The sequence below is a fragment of the Paenibacillus oryziterrae genome (genome assembly GCF_042610485.1).
Lineage (GTDB): Bacteria > Bacillota > Bacilli > Paenibacillales > Paenibacillaceae > Paenibacillus_AQ.
In genome coordinates this window covers 1-21,321 of sequence record NZ_JBGJZO010000041.1, presented here as the reverse complement: position 1 = coordinate 21,321, position 21,321 = coordinate 1, and the positions used below count along the sequence as shown (strand labels likewise).

At 37.9% G+C, this 21,321-nt stretch carries 29 protein-coding genes and 1 pseudogene; 3 read left to right on the top strand and 27 right to left on the bottom strand.

The genetic code is table 11. The features are described from left to right. Window positions 1–9: 9 nt before the first annotated feature. From ACAN55_RS23560 to ACAN55_RS23450, 23 genes are all read right to left on the bottom strand, one after another. Window positions 10–312 (bottom strand): hypothetical protein, encoded by a 303-nt coding sequence (locus ACAN55_RS23560; RefSeq protein ID WP_379138852.1) that lies wholly within the window; start codon window positions 310–312, stop codon window positions 10–12. A 137-nt stretch (window positions 313–449) separates the two neighbouring features. Continuing rightward, the gene (locus ACAN55_RS23555; protein WP_379138849.1) at window positions 450–869 is read right to left on the bottom strand and encodes a hypothetical protein; all 420 of its coding nucleotides are present in this window, start codon (window positions 867–869) and stop codon (window positions 450–452) included. Window positions 870–902: 33 nt separating this feature from the next. After that, window positions 903–1,592 carry a DinB family protein gene (locus ACAN55_RS23550; protein WP_379138843.1) on the bottom strand — a complete coding sequence of 230 codons (690 nt, stop codon included), beginning with the start codon at window positions 1,590–1,592 and terminating at the stop codon, window positions 903–905. A gap of 16 nt (window positions 1,593–1,608) precedes the next feature. Further along, the gene (locus ACAN55_RS23545; protein WP_379138841.1) at window positions 1,609–2,097 is read right to left on the bottom strand and encodes a cysteine hydrolase family protein; all 489 of its coding nucleotides are present in this window, start codon (window positions 2,095–2,097) and stop codon (window positions 1,609–1,611) included. Window positions 2,098–2,197: 100 nt separating this feature from the next. Then, a complete protein-coding gene (locus ACAN55_RS23540) occupies window positions 2,198–2,728 on the bottom strand; it encodes a GNAT family N-acetyltransferase (RefSeq protein ID WP_379138838.1) in 531 nt (176 codons plus the stop codon). 170 nt (window positions 2,729–2,898) lie between these two features. Continuing rightward, window positions 2,899–3,456 (bottom strand): GNAT family N-acetyltransferase, encoded by a 558-nt coding sequence (locus ACAN55_RS23535; protein WP_379138835.1) that lies wholly within the window; start codon window positions 3,454–3,456, stop codon window positions 2,899–2,901. 18 nt (window positions 3,457–3,474) lie between these two features. Next, entirely contained in the window at window positions 3,475–4,038 is a 564-nt protein-coding gene (locus tag ACAN55_RS23530) for a histidine phosphatase family protein (RefSeq protein ID WP_379138832.1), read from the bottom strand. A 28-nt stretch (window positions 4,039–4,066) separates the two neighbouring features. Next, on the bottom strand, window positions 4,067–4,690 hold the full coding sequence (locus ACAN55_RS23525) for a class I SAM-dependent methyltransferase (RefSeq protein ID WP_379138829.1): 624 nt from the start codon (window positions 4,688–4,690) through the stop codon (window positions 4,067–4,069). Window positions 4,691–4,737: 47 nt separating this feature from the next. Further along, window positions 4,738–5,298 (bottom strand): DEAD/DEAH box helicase family protein, encoded by a 561-nt coding sequence (locus tag ACAN55_RS23520; RefSeq protein WP_379138826.1) that lies wholly within the window; start codon window positions 5,296–5,298, stop codon window positions 4,738–4,740. 34 nt (window positions 5,299–5,332) lie between these two features. Further along, window positions 5,333–5,704 (bottom strand): hypothetical protein, encoded by a 372-nt coding sequence (locus ACAN55_RS23515; protein ID WP_379138823.1) that lies wholly within the window; start codon window positions 5,702–5,704, stop codon window positions 5,333–5,335. Between the two features lie 168 nt (window positions 5,705–5,872). Then, a complete protein-coding gene (locus tag ACAN55_RS23510; RefSeq protein WP_379138820.1) occupies window positions 5,873–6,334 on the bottom strand; it encodes a GNAT family N-acetyltransferase in 462 nt (153 codons plus the stop codon). Between the two features lie 43 nt (window positions 6,335–6,377). Then, complete coding sequence (locus ACAN55_RS23505; protein ID WP_379138817.1) at window positions 6,378–7,172, bottom strand: aminoglycoside phosphotransferase family protein; 795 nt, start codon at window positions 7,170–7,172, stop codon at window positions 6,378–6,380. A gap of 520 nt (window positions 7,173–7,692) precedes the next feature. Beyond that, window positions 7,693–7,956 carry a hypothetical protein gene (locus ACAN55_RS23500; protein WP_379138814.1) on the bottom strand — a complete coding sequence of 88 codons (264 nt, stop codon included), beginning with the start codon at window positions 7,954–7,956 and terminating at the stop codon, window positions 7,693–7,695. A 68-nt stretch (window positions 7,957–8,024) separates the two neighbouring features. Next, window positions 8,025–8,960, bottom strand: coding sequence for an SDR family oxidoreductase (locus ACAN55_RS23495; RefSeq protein WP_379138812.1), 936 nt, complete (start codon window positions 8,958–8,960; stop codon window positions 8,025–8,027). A gap of 53 nt (window positions 8,961–9,013) precedes the next feature. Then, window positions 9,014–9,388 carry a VOC family protein gene (locus ACAN55_RS23490; RefSeq protein ID WP_379138809.1) on the bottom strand — a complete coding sequence of 125 codons (375 nt, stop codon included), beginning with the start codon at window positions 9,386–9,388 and terminating at the stop codon, window positions 9,014–9,016. A gap of 101 nt (window positions 9,389–9,489) precedes the next feature. Next, window positions 9,490–10,293 (bottom strand): hypothetical protein, encoded by an 804-nt coding sequence (locus ACAN55_RS23485; protein ID WP_379138806.1) that lies wholly within the window; start codon window positions 10,291–10,293, stop codon window positions 9,490–9,492. Window positions 10,294–10,307: 14 nt separating this feature from the next. Next, window positions 10,308–10,670 (bottom strand): hypothetical protein, encoded by a 363-nt coding sequence (locus ACAN55_RS23480; RefSeq protein WP_379138804.1) that lies wholly within the window; start codon window positions 10,668–10,670, stop codon window positions 10,308–10,310. Between the two features lie 473 nt (window positions 10,671–11,143). After that, on the bottom strand, window positions 11,144–11,713 hold the full coding sequence (locus ACAN55_RS23475) for a class I SAM-dependent methyltransferase (protein WP_379138878.1): 570 nt from the start codon (window positions 11,711–11,713) through the stop codon (window positions 11,144–11,146). Between the two features lie 170 nt (window positions 11,714–11,883). After that, the gene (locus ACAN55_RS23470; RefSeq protein ID WP_379138801.1) at window positions 11,884–12,378 is read right to left on the bottom strand and encodes a GNAT family N-acetyltransferase; all 495 of its coding nucleotides are present in this window, start codon (window positions 12,376–12,378) and stop codon (window positions 11,884–11,886) included. 148 nt (window positions 12,379–12,526) lie between these two features. Beyond that, a complete protein-coding gene (locus ACAN55_RS23465; protein ID WP_379138798.1) occupies window positions 12,527–12,892 on the bottom strand; it encodes a helix-turn-helix domain-containing protein in 366 nt (121 codons plus the stop codon). A 324-nt stretch (window positions 12,893–13,216) separates the two neighbouring features. Continuing rightward, window positions 13,217–13,576, bottom strand: coding sequence for a hypothetical protein (locus ACAN55_RS23460; RefSeq protein WP_379138795.1), 360 nt, complete (start codon window positions 13,574–13,576; stop codon window positions 13,217–13,219). Between the two features lie 156 nt (window positions 13,577–13,732). After that, complete coding sequence (locus ACAN55_RS23455; RefSeq protein ID WP_379138792.1) at window positions 13,733–14,275, bottom strand: hypothetical protein; 543 nt, start codon at window positions 14,273–14,275, stop codon at window positions 13,733–13,735. Window positions 14,276–14,464: 189 nt separating this feature from the next. Further along, on the bottom strand, window positions 14,465–14,953 hold the full coding sequence (locus tag ACAN55_RS23450; protein ID WP_379138789.1) for a hypothetical protein: 489 nt from the start codon (window positions 14,951–14,953) through the stop codon (window positions 14,465–14,467). A gap of 215 nt (window positions 14,954–15,168) precedes the next feature. On the opposite strand from ACAN55_RS23450, the pseudogene ACAN55_RS23445 reads away from it, so the two are divergent. Continuing rightward, window positions 15,169–15,543, top strand: a pseudogene (locus ACAN55_RS23445) (transposase); the annotation flags it as partial. Between the two features lie 145 nt (window positions 15,544–15,688). Here ACAN55_RS23445 and ACAN55_RS23440 read toward each other — a convergent pair. From ACAN55_RS23440 to ACAN55_RS23425, 4 genes are all read right to left on the bottom strand, one after another. Further along, entirely contained in the window at window positions 15,689–16,306 is a 618-nt protein-coding gene (locus ACAN55_RS23440) for a hypothetical protein (protein ID WP_379138786.1), read from the bottom strand. A 142-nt stretch (window positions 16,307–16,448) separates the two neighbouring features. Further along, window positions 16,449–17,402, bottom strand: a complete 954-nt coding sequence (locus tag ACAN55_RS23435; RefSeq protein WP_379138783.1) for a MerR family transcriptional regulator — start codon at window positions 17,400–17,402, stop codon at window positions 16,449–16,451. A gap of 771 nt (window positions 17,403–18,173) precedes the next feature. Then, window positions 18,174–18,314: a hypothetical protein gene (locus ACAN55_RS23430; RefSeq protein ID WP_379138781.1), complete on the bottom strand. Its 141-nt coding sequence runs from the start codon at window positions 18,312–18,314 to the stop codon at window positions 18,174–18,176. Between the two features lie 407 nt (window positions 18,315–18,721). Next, window positions 18,722–18,844 (bottom strand): hypothetical protein, encoded by a 123-nt coding sequence (locus tag ACAN55_RS23425; RefSeq protein WP_379138778.1) that lies wholly within the window; start codon window positions 18,842–18,844, stop codon window positions 18,722–18,724. A 301-nt stretch (window positions 18,845–19,145) separates the two neighbouring features. On the opposite strand from ACAN55_RS23425, the gene ACAN55_RS23420 reads away from it, so the two are divergent. Together ACAN55_RS23420 and ACAN55_RS23415 are read left to right on the top strand one after the other, a co-directional pair. Further along, window positions 19,146–20,042 carry an IS110 family transposase gene (locus ACAN55_RS23420; protein ID WP_379138774.1) on the top strand — a complete coding sequence of 299 codons (897 nt, stop codon included), beginning with the start codon at window positions 19,146–19,148 and terminating at the stop codon, window positions 20,040–20,042. Between the two features lie 22 nt (window positions 20,043–20,064). Then, window positions 20,065–20,481, top strand: a complete 417-nt coding sequence (locus ACAN55_RS23415; protein ID WP_379138771.1) for a transposase — start codon at window positions 20,065–20,067, stop codon at window positions 20,479–20,481. Window positions 20,482–21,321: the final 840 nt, after the last annotated feature.

Below are 21,321 nucleotides of genomic sequence, written 5' to 3'. Positions count from 1 at the left end.
TGTTGTTGTTTATTCTTGTTCAAATGTTAAGATTCCCGCCTCTTTTACGGTCTCCTTTCCCGTACAATCTTTAATCATGAGCACACTCCGAGTTCCATCCAAGTCAGTTTCCTTACGCATTGAGATTCCATTACACTGATACTTGTTAACACTGCCGTCCGAATACGGATCTCTGGAATAATCGATCGAAATACGCACTTCGGTTCCGGTAGAAATAATATCATATATCACATAAGAACCCTCAATCGTTGGAGTAATGGCCATAAGGTACGCGAATTTTCCTTCATCATATCTAGATATGAGCTTCTCCATTCGCTTCAGATCAGTGCTATCAAAGTTAACAATGATATTGTCGGGTACCGTTCTTGAATCTTTTATTGAATTGGAACAAGCACTTAAGAGCACTAAGCACATGAAAAGCACGAGCATTTTGATCTTCAATGCTTTGATCACACCTGTTCCGTCGATTTAGGAAGCATGAAGCAGTCAATTAGAAATATTGAGGCAAACAACAGATGAAACCCGGCGAAAGTCACAGCATATTCCGGTTTAAGGATCAACTGCAGAACAAGAAGCATCAAGAAAAGTACAGCGATAAAAACAATCCCGCCCATAAGATTCCCGATTCTTCGATTGAAATGTTTCATAACGAATTGGCGATAATAATCAAAAATCTTGAATTTAGCGACGACATGAACCATGATAATTACCAAAATGAAGTTGACCATAACATCTAATAGTAATGATCCATAAGAGTTATTAATTCCGAAGGTCTGGTACAATGCCTTTGATTCATCATGGCTTACTATGTAGGAAAAAAGAAGACTAATCAGAAACCATCGCAACATATCCAGCATGCCTTTCATCAAGATCTACGCTCCTGTCGGATGAAATGGAAGGATTCACTTCTGATATTTATGCTTAATCCGGAGTGATTTGTTCAGGTGGACATAATTATGCCTGGTTGCAGGCATCAATACTAATCCGGCGATACTCTTATTTCCCCAATATTCTAATAGCCACTTCTCTTCTTTTTTCACGGCGCCTTGATCCTCAAGAGCTTTGATTTGGACCGGATCAACTTTCTGTTTGAATTGCTCGGGAGGCATAGAACCTATGATCTCACGCGTCCTCCGCCCAACCTGAAGTCGATATGACAGTAATGCAGACACGTCTATATTCGTGCTCAATTCAGCAATTTCAGCCTCGGACATCCCGTTACCGGAATGCACACAATCGATGTTGAGCTGTTTATCCCAAGCGCCGGAATAGAATATCTGTTCATTATTGCTTGCCAGTACATTCATAGTCATGTCTTCAATTCTAGTAATGTGCCACAAGTGCCAGACAATAGAATTTTTGGTGTCCTGCGTTTTTACGGGATATTGGCGAAGTGTCTCTTCCTTAATGTCCTTCATCAGCACATCCTCAAGAGTGATCAATTCTTGCGAATCTTGCAATTTTGAGGAATACAACATTGCATGCTGATCCATGAATAGCTTTAACGTGTTCACATGTTCAGCCGGTTTAAGAATTTGATCCGTTAATCTCTTATGATTGGCGTTCCACAGCTTTCTTTGTTCCAAGTCCATAAGATAGCTCCTTTGGTTAGATCAAATATTCAACGACAGGATAAGAGATCAGGTTGCGGTCCCGGTAGGTTGAAGTAATGATATCTGGCTTCGTGCTCAAAATTCCATTTTGTAAAATAACCGGTCTAAATCCCCTCTCAGCTGCCCCATTATAGGTGAAAAGAACACAATGCTCTGCCGCAAAACCTGAAATGATCACTAACTCTACACCATGGCTCCGTAAAATCTGTTCCAGCTCAGTGTTCCAGAAGGAGTTCGAACTCTCTTTCGTCAATCTTATATCCGTATCTTTGATTTGAATTTCAGGAATAATCTCATACGTTTCTTTAGTGGAATCTTGAATACCTTCAATGTCTTGAATATGCACAACGATATGATCTTTAGCGCGCACTAAATCGGCAACATGGTTAATGTACATGCACGCCTTATCAATGATCTTCTTCTCGATAGGGTCCTCCTGCAAATAAATAAATTGCATATCGATAATCAAATGGGCTATTTTCATTCAAGACGCTCCCTTTCTTGGTTAGATCTAGCGTCGGTTTTGCTTTGCAAGAGCAAGGTCGGCGCTTTTTATTTTTCGAAGGTGCTCGAGAACTGCTTGTTCATCTTACCCTCTTCTTGTATTCATGTCTTAAAATGGACATCACGGATAGCGACTCGTATCGATTTTCTTTTAATATACATTCCCTAAGTGTTCCTTCAACAATAAAACCAACGGATTCATATACGTGCCTTGCCCGATTGTTGAAATCTTTAACATCTAACCACAACCGATGAGTCTCCGTATGTTCAAACACCCACATGACAATTAATTTCAATGTTTCTTTACCATATCCCTTGCCTTTCATCTGAATCGCTATACGCTGTAGACACACCGTTTTATTAAGATCCAATAAACCAGTGATTATCGCGTATCCAATTTTATCTCCGTTTTTGTTCTCAATGATTAGATGATTCATATTTTCATCTATTAAAGATTCTAAATGCTGTTCATATGACCACTGTCCAATAAAAGGAGTGTTCTCCTGGTCTGTTTCTGCCTCTAGGACAAATGGTAAATCGGTGGCCTCCGTCTTACGTACATTCAATATAGCAGATTGAACTAACATAATCCCCCTCAGTTCTGTACTCATATCCATCATAAAATTCTTAAAACATGTCCCTCCCAAGTGTAGCAATCCGAATCTGTTGAAGTAATTATGGGTGTTTGTTCTTCAACTATCTTAATAAATTCTTCGGAATCGGATAATAACTCGATGTTTTATACATAGAGAAATCGGGATTTTGGATAGTTCCTTCATAACTACACCTCTATCTTTTTCTTCATAAAAAATGCTATTTCACCCTCATCCATATCATTATTAGTGTAGTAAGACAAATCAATTCCATCTATTTCGAATCCGCACTTTTTATAAAAATCAATGGCGGGTTCATTCGTATTCTGCGTCTCTACAACTACGGCTCGAAACCCTTTAACTCTTGCTAATTCGAGAACACGTTGCATTAATGTTGTACCAACATTCATTCTTCTATGTTTCTCCGCAACCTGAAAAGTCCATATAAGTAATGTATTATTCCAATAGACGGGTTCACCTATAGCGGCAGCGATTAATTGATTATTCAAATAGCCGCCAAGGGAAAATCCCAAAGGTAAGATACGGTCATATCTTTCTAAATCCTCTGGTTCCTCAGGATATAACTTAATGTACGGAGACTCTAAGGGAATTCGCTGAATCTCAATAGAGATACTCTCCAAATTCTCATCCTTCTTCACTTGATATTTACTCGAGGAGGTATAACCAAAGCTGCCAAGTGTTTGTTGATCTTCCCTAGAGAAACTTTCTAGTATTTTTATCTCCAAAGTACACTTCCTCCAGTATCACATCTTCGCTTCTTCAATTTTGATTATTCTATTACCTTCAAATTGAAAACAAACGATGTAAGGCATTTTATCTACAAGACCCCAAAATTCTTCGTAACCAAATGCTTTATCGAAGTAGTTAATGATCGTACTCATAGCTGTTCCGTGCGTTCCAATGACTATCCTTTTGCCCTCATTTTGTTGAACAACATTTCGTAATGCCTTAACATTTCGCTCTTGAACTTCTTTTAATGATTCTCCCCCATCTAGTTTGTACTCTAAATCTTCCCATTGTTGCTTTGAGTAGGCTTTGAAATCCTCAACCCAGCTGCCCGCTTTACGCTCGCGAAAATCCTCAATCAATACTATTTCCTGCCCAATAGAGTCAGCAAAGTCTTTTACCGTGTCTATTGTTCTTTTGTAGGGACTTGAGCATATAACATCGATGTTCTTATCTTCAAAAAACTTTGTGATCTTCTTGGAGTCAGACATCCCTTGGAGCGTTAACGGTCTTATCGCATCTTCCTTAATTGAGATATCCGATTGAGCATGTCTTACAAAATAGACTGTGGTATGGGCCACTTAATATTCTCCTTCACCGTGACTATAATCATTCAGTTCTAAAGTTCAATATTTCCGCTCTTTCTAAATTTCCGAACTCAACTCCGCCTTTATCCAAATAATAGGGGCTGTGATACTTCTCAAAATGGATGCCTCCTGGAATAGTACTAACCTCAATAAATCCGTACTCCAGGACTTCATCGATTAACTTCTTATAAGTGAACACTGTCTTTTTGCCATCTCTGTTTCTAAAGTTGGATAAATGAAATGGTAAAATAGACAAAACCCCGCCACTCTTTAACGTTCTTTTGGCCTCATCGAGTAGTTTAAATCTATGAAAGCCATTACCATGCAGAACATCGTAATACATGATCATATCTAAGGAATTACTCTCAAAATTCAATCGATACTCCGGATCTCCTGTCATAACACTTATATTCGATAAACCCTCATCTTGAGCTACTTTAGCAACAGTTTTAAGACAGTCTTTATTAATATCCACTCCAATTACATTGCCCTTATTACTTCCTATGTATCTCGATACCGCAAAGGTGTAGTGACCATATCCACAGCCATAATCTAGAACTCTAGCATCATCGGGCAGGCCCAAACCAGCAAATAGTTCAACACCTTCTCCTCTCTCCCAAAGCCTAACTTCTTCATGTATATTCATTGTATGTATACTCCTTTGAACTTCGAACTGTATATAATACACACTCATTAAAGACTAAATTGTTCTTTAATCATCTTTGCTACGACCTCAGGCGCCAGATCCGTGTTATTGATCTTCAAATAGTTAGCACTTGTGATTTCACCTGGATGTGAATTTAAGCGATGATTCTCGTAGGTTTTAATTAGATCTCTTTCTGATCTTTCAATATCTCGTTTCGTCGGTTTATGTATGATTCTATTCTCAGTCTTGTTCCGCTCCAATCTTTCTTCGAAATCGGCTTCCAGCTCAACCAGATATACGGTTCCACCCTTAGATTCAAACTGTTCAGAAATCTGTTTAACATAGTCCCTGTCGGCTGGAAGATCGAAAGCCCATACAAAAGTGAAGATTAGTCCCTCTAAATCACTATTCGATACTTCTTCAAAAATCTCATGCCGAATTAATCCTACTAACCGCTTTCCAGCCGGTGTTCCATAATTAAAGAACTGTGAAACAAAATCAATCGACATATGATTATGAAACAGCTTAAGATTCGTTTCCGCTGCCAGGCATTGTCCTACGGTCATCTTCCCTACAGCCTGCGGTCCAAATATGATAATTAACTTCATAGCTTAACCCCCAGTTGATTTAAAAATAAACTTTCTACCAACCATGAACATGAGTATCGATAATCTGAGGCTGTTCAAACACATAAATCGCCCCTGACTGAATCCCTACTCCAAGCAGAATGATTAATATCGAGTATAGTACAAAGGAAGCTTTAACTTCTTTGAAAAACTTATTAATTACCACAAATACCACCGCGTAAATAGGAACCGAACAGTATGTAATAAGTAAATCAAGTAAGCCTATTGGAAATGCTGCTTTGTAATGCTCTGGATAGATCATTTGAAATAATCTGCTTACTGAAAAAGGAATCATTATGGATGAAATAAATTCGAAAGTGATCAGCAGAAATTTAAGTGTTTTACCTAACTGCTTTGGAATTATGGATTTAGTAAGTAGATATATCATCACCGTAAACGTTAGGACTATGAAAAAAATAGGTTCTCTCAATTTAATCTCCCTTTGGTTTTAACTTATATGTCTTTAATATAACATCCAACCTAAAAAATGGAAGCTCAATCGTTAGATATAATAAAAAAAGCTCATCATCAAGTGAAGAGCTAAACAACAAATATCTTATAAATCACATTCCATCGTTTTCATGGTAGTCATCAAACCGTTTCTTCTATAGAAATCTTGTCCCTTTACATTATCTTCAAACACCGATAGTCTTAAAAAATCCAATCCTCGTTTTTTACCCCACTCTTTGGTTGCTTCTAATAATTGTGTCCCGAATCCGTGGTTTCTACATTTTTCAGTTATAACAAAATCCAATACATAAACAAACTTCTTCTCTTTCAAGCAACTAATTTTAGGATTTTCCTTTTCTTGTACCAGTGAAAACCCAATAATACGAGCATCCTCTTCTATTACAATAATATCTGCTTTTTCGTTTTTTATGATATCGGTGAGAAAATCGTCTGGTCTTTCGGTTCTTGTGAATAATGCAGGTTGATAAACAATTGCATCTGAATCCAGTTCCCAGTATAAATTTTTTAAGTCTTTAATATCTTCAGTTCGTGCTACTCTAATTTGCATAAATACACTCCTATTAACAGCAAAATAGATTTCTAAACATTAACTACATCCAGTCATTGAAATGTTCTTCAAGAAACGCAATTTCTTTCTCATAATGAGCAAGATGACCCTCCTCCACTAATTTAATAAATGCGGGATCTCCAGATCCGGCACGTTCAGATAATGTAGTACACATAAATTTAATACGGGAGATCACCCACACCTTAAGGTCATCTGGAACTTCCATTCCGTAGGAATTAAAGAATATTTCCACACGTCTTTTTCTCGCTGATGCATGACTCTCACTTTTATATTTTTCAACTTGATAATCAATTTGACTGGGCTCAAACTCTGCAAGTGGAACGGATGTATATAAAGTGTATACTATGTCCCATAACCGTGGACCCGGACCCGCCATATCAAAATCAATAATCCCAGTAGGAAGTTTGTCTGTAAACACTACGTTATATAATGCAGCATCATTATGGCATACGACTTCATGTAAAGCACTTACTGGATATTCATTGTTAGACTTCGCAGTTGGTATAAACCCAACAGTTGCATCATGATAACTTCTTAAGAGCTTGGCCAGTTCGGCTAAAACCTCATCCGACCACATATATCCGGCAATTTCAGGGTATTTATTCCCTGGAACCACTCCTTCAAGGTAAGTTAGAATTTCTCTATTCTTTTCATCCAATCCTAAATATCTAGGAGAATAGGGGTACCCTGCCTTTTCTAGATGGTTCAGCAATTCATACACATAGGGATTATAACTAGCCTCCCGACGAACGGTATCCCCCACTTTTACGACCTGATTGATGTTCCCGCCAGTAAGAACTTCCTCGGTTTCTGCCAAGTCTATTCCTCCTTTATTTTTTCAGCATATCTCTGCGATGATTCCCTGTAACGTCGTTGTATTCACGAACTATCATTCACAGATCATGTATTCACCTGTTATCTCCAGTAAATTCCCATCTGGATCTTCTACCATAAAACAATAATAAGGTTGGACAATGTTGATATACATTATTTCACTTACATTGCCTATTCCCAATTTCATAATTCGATCATATTCCATGTTTAAGTTGCTAACGTTAAAATTCAGCACAATGTTGTTTCCGTATTTCGTTTTATGTTTTTGTTTGAACGCTAAATATTCAGTATTAAAATGTTGGCTAATATCTGTCTTATTCTCAATTAAATCGATATCATATTGAGGATTCCATAGCGCTAGAGTATTGCCGCAGTTAAATTGAGCCCATCTTTTTATGTTCTTTCATTCAGCCGGGACACCGAGTATTGCCTGATAAAACTCAATGGATCTTTCGATATTGTTAACGACTAAATATGTACACGTTAATTGAAGTAACATTAGGTTAGCTCCTTTGAGATTCTACATTCCAATCATTCGTTAATTTTTGACATTGCTTAATTAGTTGATTCTGTTCGGATAGGGTTTGGTTTAAATTCTCCAACTGTCTTAATGTGTCTTGATGTTGTCTATTTAATTGATTCTGGAGTGTTCTAATTTCTCTTATAGTATGTGGGAGTTCAGAATTATTAATCGCAGCTTTGATTATTGCATACAGAATGAAACAACCAATTGCTGTGAAAAATATCCATATAATCAGTCCTAACATTGCTTCTCCTCCTGTTTACTAAGTAGTTATACCATGTATTAATACTGTTTAATTTATGACTTCCGATATTATCGGAATTTTTGGATTTCGTTAACATCTTCGCAGTTCCCGCCATGTTTCGCGATAAGTCCCCAGCAATCTGGTCGTGATCCATCGATATCAGTGACATTATAAAGCTCGGCTAGTTGACGGGCTGTTAGTATACTTCCTGAAAAACGCGAATGCTCAGGGTCGGCTGCAAGTTTGGCAATACCTCTAGCAACATAGGTTGGTGACTCGGAAATCGCAAACCCGGGTGTGGTTCGGCAAGCTTCCTGCCATGTTTGTTCGGTCACACCGAAATTTTGAAGCATAGCTTCTGATCTAAGCCATCCTGGTGTGACTCCAAGAGGTGTCACCGGACAATTGGCTAGTTCATATGCAAGCCCTTTCACAATACGACCGACGTTTGTTTTTACCAAATCATAATAGAATCCTACGTTTTGACGGAACTCCGCGTTTGCCTCCGCTGTACCATCGGTCATTTCAATAACGATACCTTGTTCTCCCCGAAGCATTAATGGCAATGCATAGTACAGAGTGATTAAATGCGTATCAATACCCATGCGCATCATTCGGAGTCCACCGTTCAAGTCATGCTCCCACAGCCGTTTATCCCACTCAGCATACCGATCACCACCAAAAATATCGTTAACTAATATGTCAAGACGATGGTGCCGATCATCAATCTGCCCGATAAGAGAGCGAACATCTTCAGGGTTGAGATGATCCGTTCGGATCGCAAGTCCCTCTCCCCCTACGCTTCGGAATAAATCTTCTGTCTCTTCAATGGTTTCTGGACGATCCATTTCTGAAGGCCCTTCTTTGCGGCTGCTTCGCCCTGTGACATAAACAAAAGCCCCAGCACGGGCGAGTTCAATTGCAATCGCTCGACCCGCTCCCCGAGTAGCTCCAGCTACCAGCGCAATTTGATTGTGCAGAATCTTCTCCAACCTTGATTTCATCCCCTTTTTGTCAAAGTACTGTAACTTTTATTATCAGCAATCTCATTCTGGCTTCATATCATAAAACACCATCTAACACCGAACTTGTCGATAAACTGAACAAGACATGAACTGTAGAAAGTAGGTCCTATTGGAGTAATTGTCTTGCTCTCCTTAAGCAGAATTTGATATGCCCTTCTTAACACTTCATCGTTCTCAAAAATAGCAACGATCTCCATAGTGGCATCTGCCGATGATTCTCTGGTGCCGCCAAAGTCACTAAGCATTATTCTTGTTCCAAGAATATGCATCTCAGCATGAATAACGTACTTCTCTGGCTCCTGTTGAGGATCAAACATTATCGAATCCGTTACAGTATTAAAAGCTACTTGATACAATTCAAGAGCTTCACAACAAGCACCATTCAAATATAATTGTGGAACAAGCATTCATATCCCCCCTTATTTTTGAAGTCACATATATCTAGAAAGAGTTCTTAAACATGTTTCCTCTACAAACTCCAAATTCTATTCCAGTATCTTTACAGTCATTACCAATCTTCAAGTTCTGAGAGCAATATACCCTTTTTGGTAAGTGTGAGACCATTATTGCTTGTGCAGCCTTCCACACACTGAATTTGCTTATGAATAAATGAGAACTCAAATGTCTTTGTAAAATCTCCATTCAAAGTAAAAAGAACTTTATTATCTTCAGGAACAAATAGAAGTGACAATTGGGTTGGATAATCCCCACTTTGCTGAACCGTTTCCTTAAGCAAGTTAAGACCTTTGGCAATATCAAATGTTGTTTTATTATTTGTAATACCTTCATAGGCCTTTATATATCTATCACTTCCTGGTCCTTCAACATCCCTATAATCATTCTCGGAAATATCCGATACCGGAAAATTAGTTAGTACCATGAAGTCCCGATTGGACGAGTTGATATCCATGTTCTTTCTTCCAGGCTCAACAATATAAGTCTTTCGATTGCTCCCGGCTATCATACTGTGGACACTATGTTTCGGGACATTAACAATTACGTTATTGGCTAAATACTCATCTAATTGAGATAACTCAATCCGTCCTGAAAGAATTTCATCAAACAATTTCATAATATGAACGCAATTTTTTCCACGTCTATAATTGCCTGCTTCGGTTGGTTCGACCATTAATAGGTTCATAAATGTGCCACTACGATTCAAACCAAATGCCGGATAAAATTGTCCATCATCATTCTGAAGAACTAGTAGCTGATCATCACCTGTCAGAACAATTTTGATTGGTCTTCGAGAAATATCGAAGTTCATACCAATAAACGTCTTGTCTACATGAACTGCGAAACTAGTACACATCGAAGTATTCTCCTTTATTGATTATTCTCGTCAATCGCTTGAATAGAGAGTTTCAACGCTTTAATTCTTCTTTCTAAAAGCGTTCTTTGGGGGCTACCCGCTTTTGACTTAGCATAACTGCTTTCAATTGATGGGAATAAACCAGTAATAACATGGCGAGCTTCTGCTAAATCTTCCTGAGTATAATGTTGGGGAACTTGATTCCAAACGCTTTCTAGCATAGCTAGGCCAATGCAAACAGCTTTGAGCCTTTTCTTTACCAGAGTAGTATTTGTGCCTTTATTAGTCATTTGTGCTAAGGCATTCTCGAGCTTATTCATTGTCGATTGCAAAGATTTTATCGATTCCAACTTATCTAAATTTGATACTTCTTCCATGTATGTATTGTCCTTTCTGCCACCTGATCAGAGTATATTTCCTATTCTCTCTTTATTTTTATTTCTTGTATAATGGCTTTATAATTTTCAAGATCGTGTTGGAATTCTATTTCATTGGATAACATTAAACATTTGAGGTCTTCAAATCTCTGTATTAATTCTTCTGTAAATAGCCATTAATGTATAATGAAACTTTCCAATCAATAACAGGAACCATTCGACCTTTCACTCTTGTAATATTTTTGTAGACTTTTCTAGTGGTCATTTCCATGTCAAATGATAATCTGCTTAGATTGTCAGTGTTTGAAAATATCATCATGACTCACCCCACTCTTGCAGTATTCAATAAACATTGCAACATTTCGCCTAACATTCCCGCATTCACGATTTCCTAGCGCCTCAATATTCCGTAGCTACCTGCTACTTGCATTTACAATTTTTTGTTAGACGATGCCACTCACTTCTTCAATTGACTAAAGATTCTTCTTGCAAATATACAAGCCATGTGTGCTTATTCCTAAAATGGACTCTTCTCTTTGAGTTTCTAGATGATACTTAAACCAAGCGTGAAATTGCTCTTCAGATAATTGATCTACATAGTCTCCAATTAGATGACTCAAACCATCTGTTGCAACATGATCAATTTCTTCAATATGGAATCCAGCCATTAGGCTCTTTATTTCATTAGGTGAAGTGAAGAAAGATTCTGTCCAGAAACAATCTTTTGATCCTTCAAAAAACACTCCAGCATTTATCAACTTATCGATCATGTTATCTCTTATGAAATTCTTATCTCTCGTTACTAGCATAGGCATAATTGAATATTTATTTATGTATGCAAGAGCAAGAATACCACCATTCTTTAGGACTCTCAGACTTTCACTAATGCACTTCATCCTTGCTTCCGCTGCTGTCAAATGATAGAGTGGTCCGAAACATAAAACAACATCAAAAGATTCTGAAGGAATATGGTTTAAGTTCGTAGCATCCGCGACATACGCTTCTAAATTCGATAGTTCATATAATTCTGATTTTGATTTTATAGCCCTACATCAAGTATCCTAGATTTAGATCCAATTAACTTATCTAAAGTCTCTATACTAGTAAGAAATTCAATCTTGCGAGAATTACGAGAAAACCTAGAATCTTCATCATATCTTTCATAGTAATTGACAACCCCGCTCATTATTATCACTCCATTTTCGCTTCGAATTCATAATAATTTCACCATCATGGTCATAGAAGTCCCTTCCATTCCTATTTCTTTAAATCCAAAACGTTTATACAGCTTCATTGCCGAATTGTTAGGATCTACACTTAATGATATTGTATGAATCCCTTTCGTTTTTGCTTGTTCTAAAAGGGTTTTTAATAACTCTGTTCCAACACCTCTACCCCTATATTCAGATCGTAAAGCCATACCTAATTCTGGTGTTTCATCATTTATATATCCGTATCCTTTATTATCTTTATTAAAATATCTTAGAGTTATTGATCCTATAGAGTGTCCCAATTCATTCACTGCAATATAACCCATATCCCCTTTACGTCCCCAACCCTCAACATATTTAGAGATTGAAGGTTGATTAATAATGTCTCTGTTCGTCGCTGATTTTTGACCTTCTGGCACATATATTGATTCATACAACATATCCCACAAAAACGGTATATCTTGTACTGTTATGGGACGTATGGTGAAAGTAGTCATAGTAAGATCCTCTTTTCTAACTTTTATCTTGTGCAATCTATAGATAGTCTTTGGGCTTTATACAAATATACCACTACCCCTAATAAATGGTAATGTCAAAATAGTTCTTATGTATGTTATCCGAAGCATGGCGCTTCTTTGAGACCGATCAAAGCTCCTTTGTATATTTCTTTCTTTGCAATGTTGATTCTTTTATCCATTCATTTAATTCGTCTCTGCTGACAAAGATCTCATTATCGATTTTAATATACGGAAACATCTTTCCATCATAAGAATGCGCTAAGTTTAGTATGTAATTCTCTGATTCTATAATAGTTATGACTTGTTGCTCAGTTAGATTTAAATATTCTGCTGTTTCCTTAGTATTCATTAATACTTTAGACTCGTTTGTTATTTCATTTGTTACTATGGGCTCTTTGAAATTTAAGTCATTTTGTATTAATATGCATCCCGTAATAAATGATAGACCTAAAACTACTGAGCTTAGAAACAAACTAATATTAAATTGCTTCATGTTATTTCTTCCTCCTTCTAGATTCTTTATATTTGATCTGACTTTTTTTAGATAACGTTCTTGTATTCACGAACTCTCACCGGCATAAGGGGATAGCCCGGGGTCCGACAGACTTAGCCAGGACTGGGTTGTCTGCTGATTCAGAATAGGCCCTCATTTTATTCTTCAAAATTTATTGTGTTAATTACTGAATTAATTTCTTCTTGATATGTGTCTGTTTCTATAGTTTCTATTACAACGGTTCTGCTTTCGCTGTTAAAGATATAATTTACAATCTTCCCTTGAACATATTCTTCACTCTCAACAGATTCTGTTTCATATTTATCAAACTCGATCCCATTGATTTTTCTTTGACTTCTTTAATACTTTATTCTGATTGTATTCTGTAAGCCTCTCAACTTGTTTATTAATGAAATCTTTATCATTATCCTTAAAGGCATAAATGTTAATAAATGGCCAATGATTTCCTTCAATCACCTTATATTCAGTTTCGGATACAACAAGCCAAATAACTCCGGAACTCATTGATTTATCTGTTACAATCCAATTTACTGGATATTTAAATTCAATTTCTGAATCTAAACTTTCAAAAGCTTTCGTTTCAATATCGACATTATTGGAAATCACACACCCAGTAATAGTTAAAATAAAAAAAAAAAATGAAAATATTCTAAAGTACTTCATCTACGTTAATCTCTTTAGTGTACAGTAATGGCATATAACGTTCCCAGTATTCACGAATCCAATATTCGATCCTTTTATCTAATTATTCCTGTTCGTAATCGATGATTTTCAAAAAAAGAATGAGGAATCTCCTCATTTAAAAAGTCTCTTCTTGAATTACTTGCATAAGCTATTTAATTGGTTTACTACATCCTTTTCATATTCTTGTGCAGTTACCTTAAACGTATTCCCTCGTAAGAAATCCGGATTAATATATTCCCGAACAAATCGATCATAAAAGATAACAAACTCATAAGCTGCCGCTGCTAACGGTATTGCTGTTATCCCTGATACCATACTTCGGTGAGTAACGAAATCATCTCTGTACTTCACGATTTCCTCGTAGAAAGCCCTCCATTCTACTTCTGATTGAAAATTCGTAGTTGTAAGTAGTTGGATCTTGAATATGCTATCTAACTCTAGATCATTAAAAGGCTCTAAACTCATCCATCTGTCTTTTAGTTGCTTGTTATTACAAAAAGCCATACACCAATGAATAATAGACTGAATAATATGTGCTTTTGCTGTGTAATTCCAGAAAACATTTGAACACTCATTTCTTTCTAGTAAGCCTGCTAATACCTCATAGGTCACGTAATGATGCAAAGAATTAACAATAACTGAATGGGTTTTTATCAGTTCGTTTACTTCGCATTCCAAATCCTCAACTCCAATCCTAGTGGTATTTCACATAACGTTGTCGTATTCACGGCGTCCATTCCTCTTTAATAGCTCATATCTTAGGAGATGTATGCATCTACCTCTTTATTCCCCTTCAAAAATACCTCTGGTAGCTCAAGGGCTGATCGCTCAGTAGCGGGAATACTTTGCTAACCGAAGTCTTTGATTTCATTGAGATACCTTTAATATGCCATTCATTATTGTTTGTCTAACTTCATCACTTGATTGTTCTAACATTTGTGCCAACCGACTTGCATAGTAGGTTATATAAGAGGGATCTATTTTTGACTCCAAATCAAAAAAATCATCAGGGTATCGATATCGACTAGCATCTACTTCCTGAACTGCACCAAGATATTCAAATACATATTGAAATCCAGCATTCTCAATTAGTTCATCAATGACTTGTTCTATTCTTTCACGGCTTATATTATCTACAATGACTACTGGAGAAGAACCGCACCAATATGCCCCGTTTAAACAATTGCCACTTCGTAAATAATCTTTTCTAATTGATTCAATACATTTGATTGTATAAAAATTTGAAATCCATCTTGTTGAATCAGGAAATGTGACAACAACATCCACCTGGGCAGCTTCTACATCATCCGCCCACCCTTCTGCACCTATATGAATATACCTTTTTCTTTCAAACATACTTTCCGCTCCTTAAGTTTTAGTTATTTCCTCTTTGCAAGGATTTCGGATAACATTACTGTATTCACGAACCTGAGTGGCTTAAAGGAGCGTAGCGACTAAGTCGAGGACTTAGCCTCGCAGGTGTTTTCTGCCTAAATCCTCTCCCTTGAAAGTTCCTGGGACATATTCAACATCATATTCTGAACCTGGCTTCTTCCTTGCCACAACATGCTTTGCTACGTTCGATTCCAGGCGTAGGTCCTCTCACAGCTGCGACCCTACAAGCAGAGATTGGAGATATAAAAAGGTTCCCTTCCGTTAAACAGTTGACCGCTTTTGCAGGGCTGGATTCATCTGTTTACGAGTCGGGAACCTTTAAGTCCAATCAGAATCACATTTCGAAGAGAGGTTCGTCTTACCTCCGCACAGCTTTGTATCAAGCTACGGTAGCTGGGATCTCAATGCAGATTAACGGTCCACGAAATGAGGTTCTATCGCGAGATTATCAGTTAAAACGTTCTCAAGGCGAGACTGCCAAAGTGGCTATTGTTGCTATGGGGTTTGGAGCAGCTAGACGCCTTTTTCTAACGTCTAAGTTTATATTATAAGTTATATTTTTCCATATATCTACTGTTTGGGGTAGGTTTATTTGAGTATGTTCGTTAAGGTCGTCTGAAACTTTATTCCCCTAGACTATTGACCTTGATTAGCTGGTTTAGGAGATGTCATAGCCCACAGTCCAGCTTACAAAAACTATCTTTTTATCTTTTTTAATTTCTCTATTATTCTGTGTATAGAACTCGGTTTAATCTCTTTAACATTTGTTACACGCACTTCACCAGTAAAACTAACGATTCCCTCTCGAGGGTTGCCCTTAATGTACTTCTCAAACAATTCTATACCGCTTGAATATTTCTTAATGGTTTCTTTATCAGTACTGTTTCTCTTGCGAATTTTAAGTTCATTAATTAGTGAAATCAAGTCATAATCATATATATTCATCGTTCTACTTGAGCAATATGTGTCAAAGCTTGAAAATGCTCCTTGTAAAAAATCATCTATATACTTGATTCCTCCGTCCTTTAATAATCTCTCTCCAATCAAATGATACTTTTGGTATACGCACCATGCTTCAATTGCCCACAATGATTCCTCTAAAAATATATCCCTTGTCAGTTCTAATGGTACATATAAATGGTTGTTCTCAATGATAAACTCAATAATACGTCTTCTGTAGTCCTGGTTTAAATCTTCAAATTCCTTAGAATGCTTACCATTCCAAGCAAAACTAATTAATTCTCTATATTCGTTGTTATATTGAGAAATAAAAGTTAATGGTTCCATATCGATAGTCCTTTGCTGTGATTTCATCTAACGTTCCCGCATTTACGACTTCCCACCGCCTAACTGCCTGATTCACGCCAGACTCAGCCAAGGAGGATGAACTCATAACTAAAAGATTATCTTACACAATATATAAAGAACGAGACGCCGACAATTATGCAAATTCCACTTATTTTTTTCGCACCTTTATAGGTACATAAATGTCAAGCTGATGGTATCCCAGTGCAGCCTTAATCTCGTCAGTTGGATTTACCATATGGCAGAGTGTCCGATGGCCAGGTCCTTCGTCAAGCTCAAATCCGCTGGTTTCCAGCCATCTTTTAATGCCTTCATAAATTCTGCCGTTTATGTCGTCATCTCCATCCACAGACATGGCCGCTGCATACAGCCCGCCTTTGAACTCTATGATTTCATATGGCTCTACGTCTGCTTCCGTTACCCAGTCTTCCACAGCCCAAATCCAAACTGCCCGCATATCCTCTTCAAACCAAAGAAAATCGGGTGCACCATACATTAGTTTTTTGACTAAATGGTTGTGTTCTTCCTGCCATTGCTGAAAAGTACCCATAACATTGTCTATAGTATCCAGTCCTGATGAAAACGCCTTGAATGGATTAATTTGAATAACCCTGACCTCTGGGGCTCTTTTTAGCTTTTCAGTTACATCGAATAGCCGATTACTATTGGATGGGTTGCCGCTGTAAGAGACATTGGCAAGCTGTCCTTCAATTTCCTTTGCCTTTTCGTAGAGCTTCTTTACATCAGAATCGTTACCGAAATTAGCCTGCTCTATCTGACGGATAAAGTCCAAAACAATCTCCTTCAATTCATGCAAAAGCGCAACTTCGCCATCAATATCATCTACTTTTTGGCCCAGCACCTCCAAAACGGCTTCGGAGCCAGAAGTTTTAAATATACGTTGAATATCCTTGATACTGATGTTCAACTTACGTAAAATTAAGATTTGTTCTAATCTTTTAACGGCAATTTCATCATACAACCTATACGCGTAATCGTTGCTTCTGGTGCTGGTTATCAGCCCCATATCCTCATAATAACGTAACGTGCGGGCGGATATGTCATACTTGGACGATACATCTCTGATTTTAATTAGTTCGTTCACGGTAATCCTCCTTGTCGCTAATCTGCATTAAATATAAACGCTTCCCCAACGACAGAGTCAATAGATAACTGAAATTCATATTCGATAAATGAACAGGGTACAGAAAGTATAAATAGCCTTCGTAATTTATAACAATTACGTTCTATGAAACAAAGACTATAGTTCGATTCTCACTCGAGAACGGGATAATCCATGCATGAATTTTCACCTAATTTCCCTGCATTCACGACGTTCCTGCGCCTTAAGGTTATATTAATCATCTTCGAAAAGCTTAGTAAACAAATTCTCTACTTAACATAAGATCTTTATGTATATACATGTTTTTATCTCGACGATTTCAGGTAACGATATCGCATTTATGACGTCCGACCGACTTAAGGACCCGTTAGGGTCCGTTATTACAAAATTTAATCGGCTCGTTGTGCTGAAATTAATTTAGATAATCCTCGTTCTTCACCATAATCCCACAACTTAACCCAAGGATACGTTCCTTCCGGTAAAAAAAAACCGCACTTCCTCTTGCAGTTTTCTCTCGTTCTTGAGAATTCCTTATTTAATATTTCAGCGCTATTTCTAAATACGCCTTTTCGTAGAATTAGAGACTATATCCGTCAGGTAAAAAAATCTAATGTTCGAATCTGTTCCTTTTTAGTTTCTTGATTTGCAGTTAAAGTTTTTTTACAAGATTATGGAGGTTTCGGGTAACATTCCCGTGTTCACAACATCCCAGCGACTTAAGGAAGCAAAGCTGCCGGGTTCGCGATAGCGCACTTAGTCGATGGGATCTGTACGGATGAAATGCTTCACTGCTACTGAAAATTCATCCCCTAGTCCTCTTCTAACTTCTGCCGGATCGAGGGCCGTATGGCCCGAAGCGTGAAGACGGTGTTTATGTGAAGTTGTTGACTTCATTGGATTAACCTTCAACTCAAAAAAATTATTACATGATTATATTAGGTAAGGGAGGATCTTTAAATGGATTCTCAATCATGATACTTAGTGCTACCTGTAAAATGATACTAACAATAATAAATATATAAATATTTCTTGTTATGTTCTCCTTTTCCTTATTATATTGACTTTTAATTAATATTTGGCTACTAACAATATTCAGAATTATCATTAGTCCACATACAAGAAGATGACCGATTCCAGTTAAGAATCCCTTGGTATAAAACTCAGCAAACAATATATAAAATAATTGTAGAATTAGTATAGGTAATATTATTGAACAAAAAATTGATATCACGATTAAGAGAAATTGTATTTTTCTTGTCTTCATGGATTGACTCCTTAATAAATATAGATTGTCAACAATTTCACATAACATTGTTGTATTCACGACGCCCCACCACCTTAAGATCCGAAGTGACCGCCGCGATGCGGTTAGGTGGTGCGGGTGTGTCCGGCTGATTCCGCTTCCCTGCTACTGCCAATATCATCCCCGAGTCTGCTTCTAACTTCTGACCGGACCGAGAGCTAAATGGCTCGAAGCGTGAATATGTTGTTGGTATATTAAGCTCATCCCAGTAAGTCGGGGGTGAGCTTTTCTTTTATACTAAAAAGATCACCACTGGGTAAAAACGAATGCGTTGTTGGGACTTAGATCTCGTCGCATAAAGTGTTTCAGCCTTGGTAGCGTTCATACCCCCATTTAGCTGGTTGGGCCTCGAGCCCGTATCACCGTGCCAACCTGTGGAGAACGACTTACCCTTGGTCCCGGTGTTCATTAAAGGAGGTATTATGCAACAACCTGTTCTCAGCATTGATGTAGCGAAAGGTAAAAGTGTGGCAGCTGCATTCACTGCCTATGATTCCATCGTCCGTAAGCCATTCTCTTTTTCTCATACGCCACAAGGAATTTCTTCGTTGCTTCCCTTGTTAGAGGAGTTAGAGCAGATGACGGAGCAACGGCCTCATATTGTTCTAGAAGCTACAGGCAATTATTCTAAACCTCTGGTCTCTTACTTCTCCGCCTTGGGATATCCCGTCGTTGTTCTCAATCCCTTGCTAACTCATCAGTTAAAAAAGAAAGCTACACGTAAGATCAAAACCGACCCCATAGACGCCCTACGGATCGCTCAAGCTTTCTATTTGGAGAATGTCTCCCCAGTCCAGTTTCCTGACTCGAAAGTGGCTGAACTCCGTGCATTATGTAGGCAGCACTACCAGTTAACCTCGTTGTACGGCGATGTGCAGCTGCATTTCCGTTCAGTTTTGGACCTCTTATTTCCTGGATATGAGCGCGCTTTTCAGAACATTTGCAACCCTACTTCGCTTGAACTTTTAGGACACTATTCTTCGCCACAAGACTTACTAGAGGCCGACCAGAATCATGTTCTACGAATTCTTCTTCACAATCGCCGTGGATTAAGCTGGAATGAGACAAAGCTTGTTCATCTAAACACTATTGCACGTGACAGCTTACCAGATCCCGAAGCTACTATCTCACATCAGATTGCGCTGCGAAGCTATATTTCACTTCTAAGAACCTATCAAGCAGCGCTTGCTGACATTCAACATCATATGCTGAACTTGGCTTCTTCTCTGCCAGAGCACGCTTTACTACGTTCGATTCCAGGCGTAGGTCCTTTAACCGCANATTTCACTTCTAAGAACCTATCAAGCAGCGCTTGCTGACATTCAACATCATATGCTGAACTTGGCTTCTTCTCTGCCAGAGCACGCTTTACTACGTTCGATTCCAGGCGTAGGTCCTTTAACCGCAGCGACCCTACAAGCGGAGATTGGGGATATAAAAAGGTTCCCTTCCGTTAAACAGTTGACCGCTTTTGCCGGGCTGGATTCATCTGTTTACGAATCGGGAACCTTTAAGTCCAATCAGAATCACATTTCGAAGAGAGGATCGTCTTACCTCCGCACCGCTTTGTATCAAGCTACCGTGGCTGGCATTTCAAAGCAAGTTAACGGTCCACGAAATGAGGTTCTATCGCGATATTATCAGTTTAAACGTTCTCAAGGCAAGCCTGCCAAAGTGGCTATTGTTGCTGCCGCCAATAAGCTTTTGCGCATTGTTTATGGGGTTTGGAACAGCCAAACGCCTTTTTCTAACGTCTAAGTTCATATTATAAGTTATATTTTTCCATATATCTACTGTTTGGGGGTAGGTTTATTTGATTATGTTCGTTAAAGTCGTCTGAAACTTTATTTCACTAGACTATTGACCTTGATTAGCTGGTTTATATGATGGCATGGCCTTCTCCGAGTTACTATCAAAATTGGTTTTTAAGTGTTCCTATTCAAGTTTTTATTCAAGTTTTTATTCAAGTTTTTATTCAAGTTTTTATTCAAGTTTTTATTCAAGTTTTTATTCAGGTTTTTATTCAGGTTTTTATTCAGGTTTTTATTCAAGTTTATTCAAGTTTCTATCGGGTCCTATTAGTTATTCGATTTATTCATCTTTTTCGTTCAATATTTCTTTGTCCTTATTCCTTTGAATATGAACTAGTCTCAAGACTCCACTCAAAATACCAAAGACCCCCGCAATTAAAGAAGAGTATATACTTATGTAAAACCAGATAGAGACTGATCCATCTCCAATTGGTCCTACTCTTGATTGTTCAATTGCCCACAGTCTATATATGGAGCCTACGATCATTAATATTGAAACTATGAATATAAAGTAGATACGCTTCATTGAAATCACCCACTTATTACATTTTGCCATGCTTTCATATAACGTTCCCGTGTTCACGACGTTCCACCGACTTAAGGCTGCGTAGCAGCCGGCCGCGATGCGGTTAGTCGGTGCGGATGTGTCCCGGCATCCACTTCCCCGACTTATCTACCGGGACCGAGGCGGCTTGTCCGCCGAGAGTCTGTAAAATAGTTTGTGTAAACTCCTAAACCCAGTAAAATGGAAGTAACAGAAAGGTTGGGGAGAACACATGGGACTTTG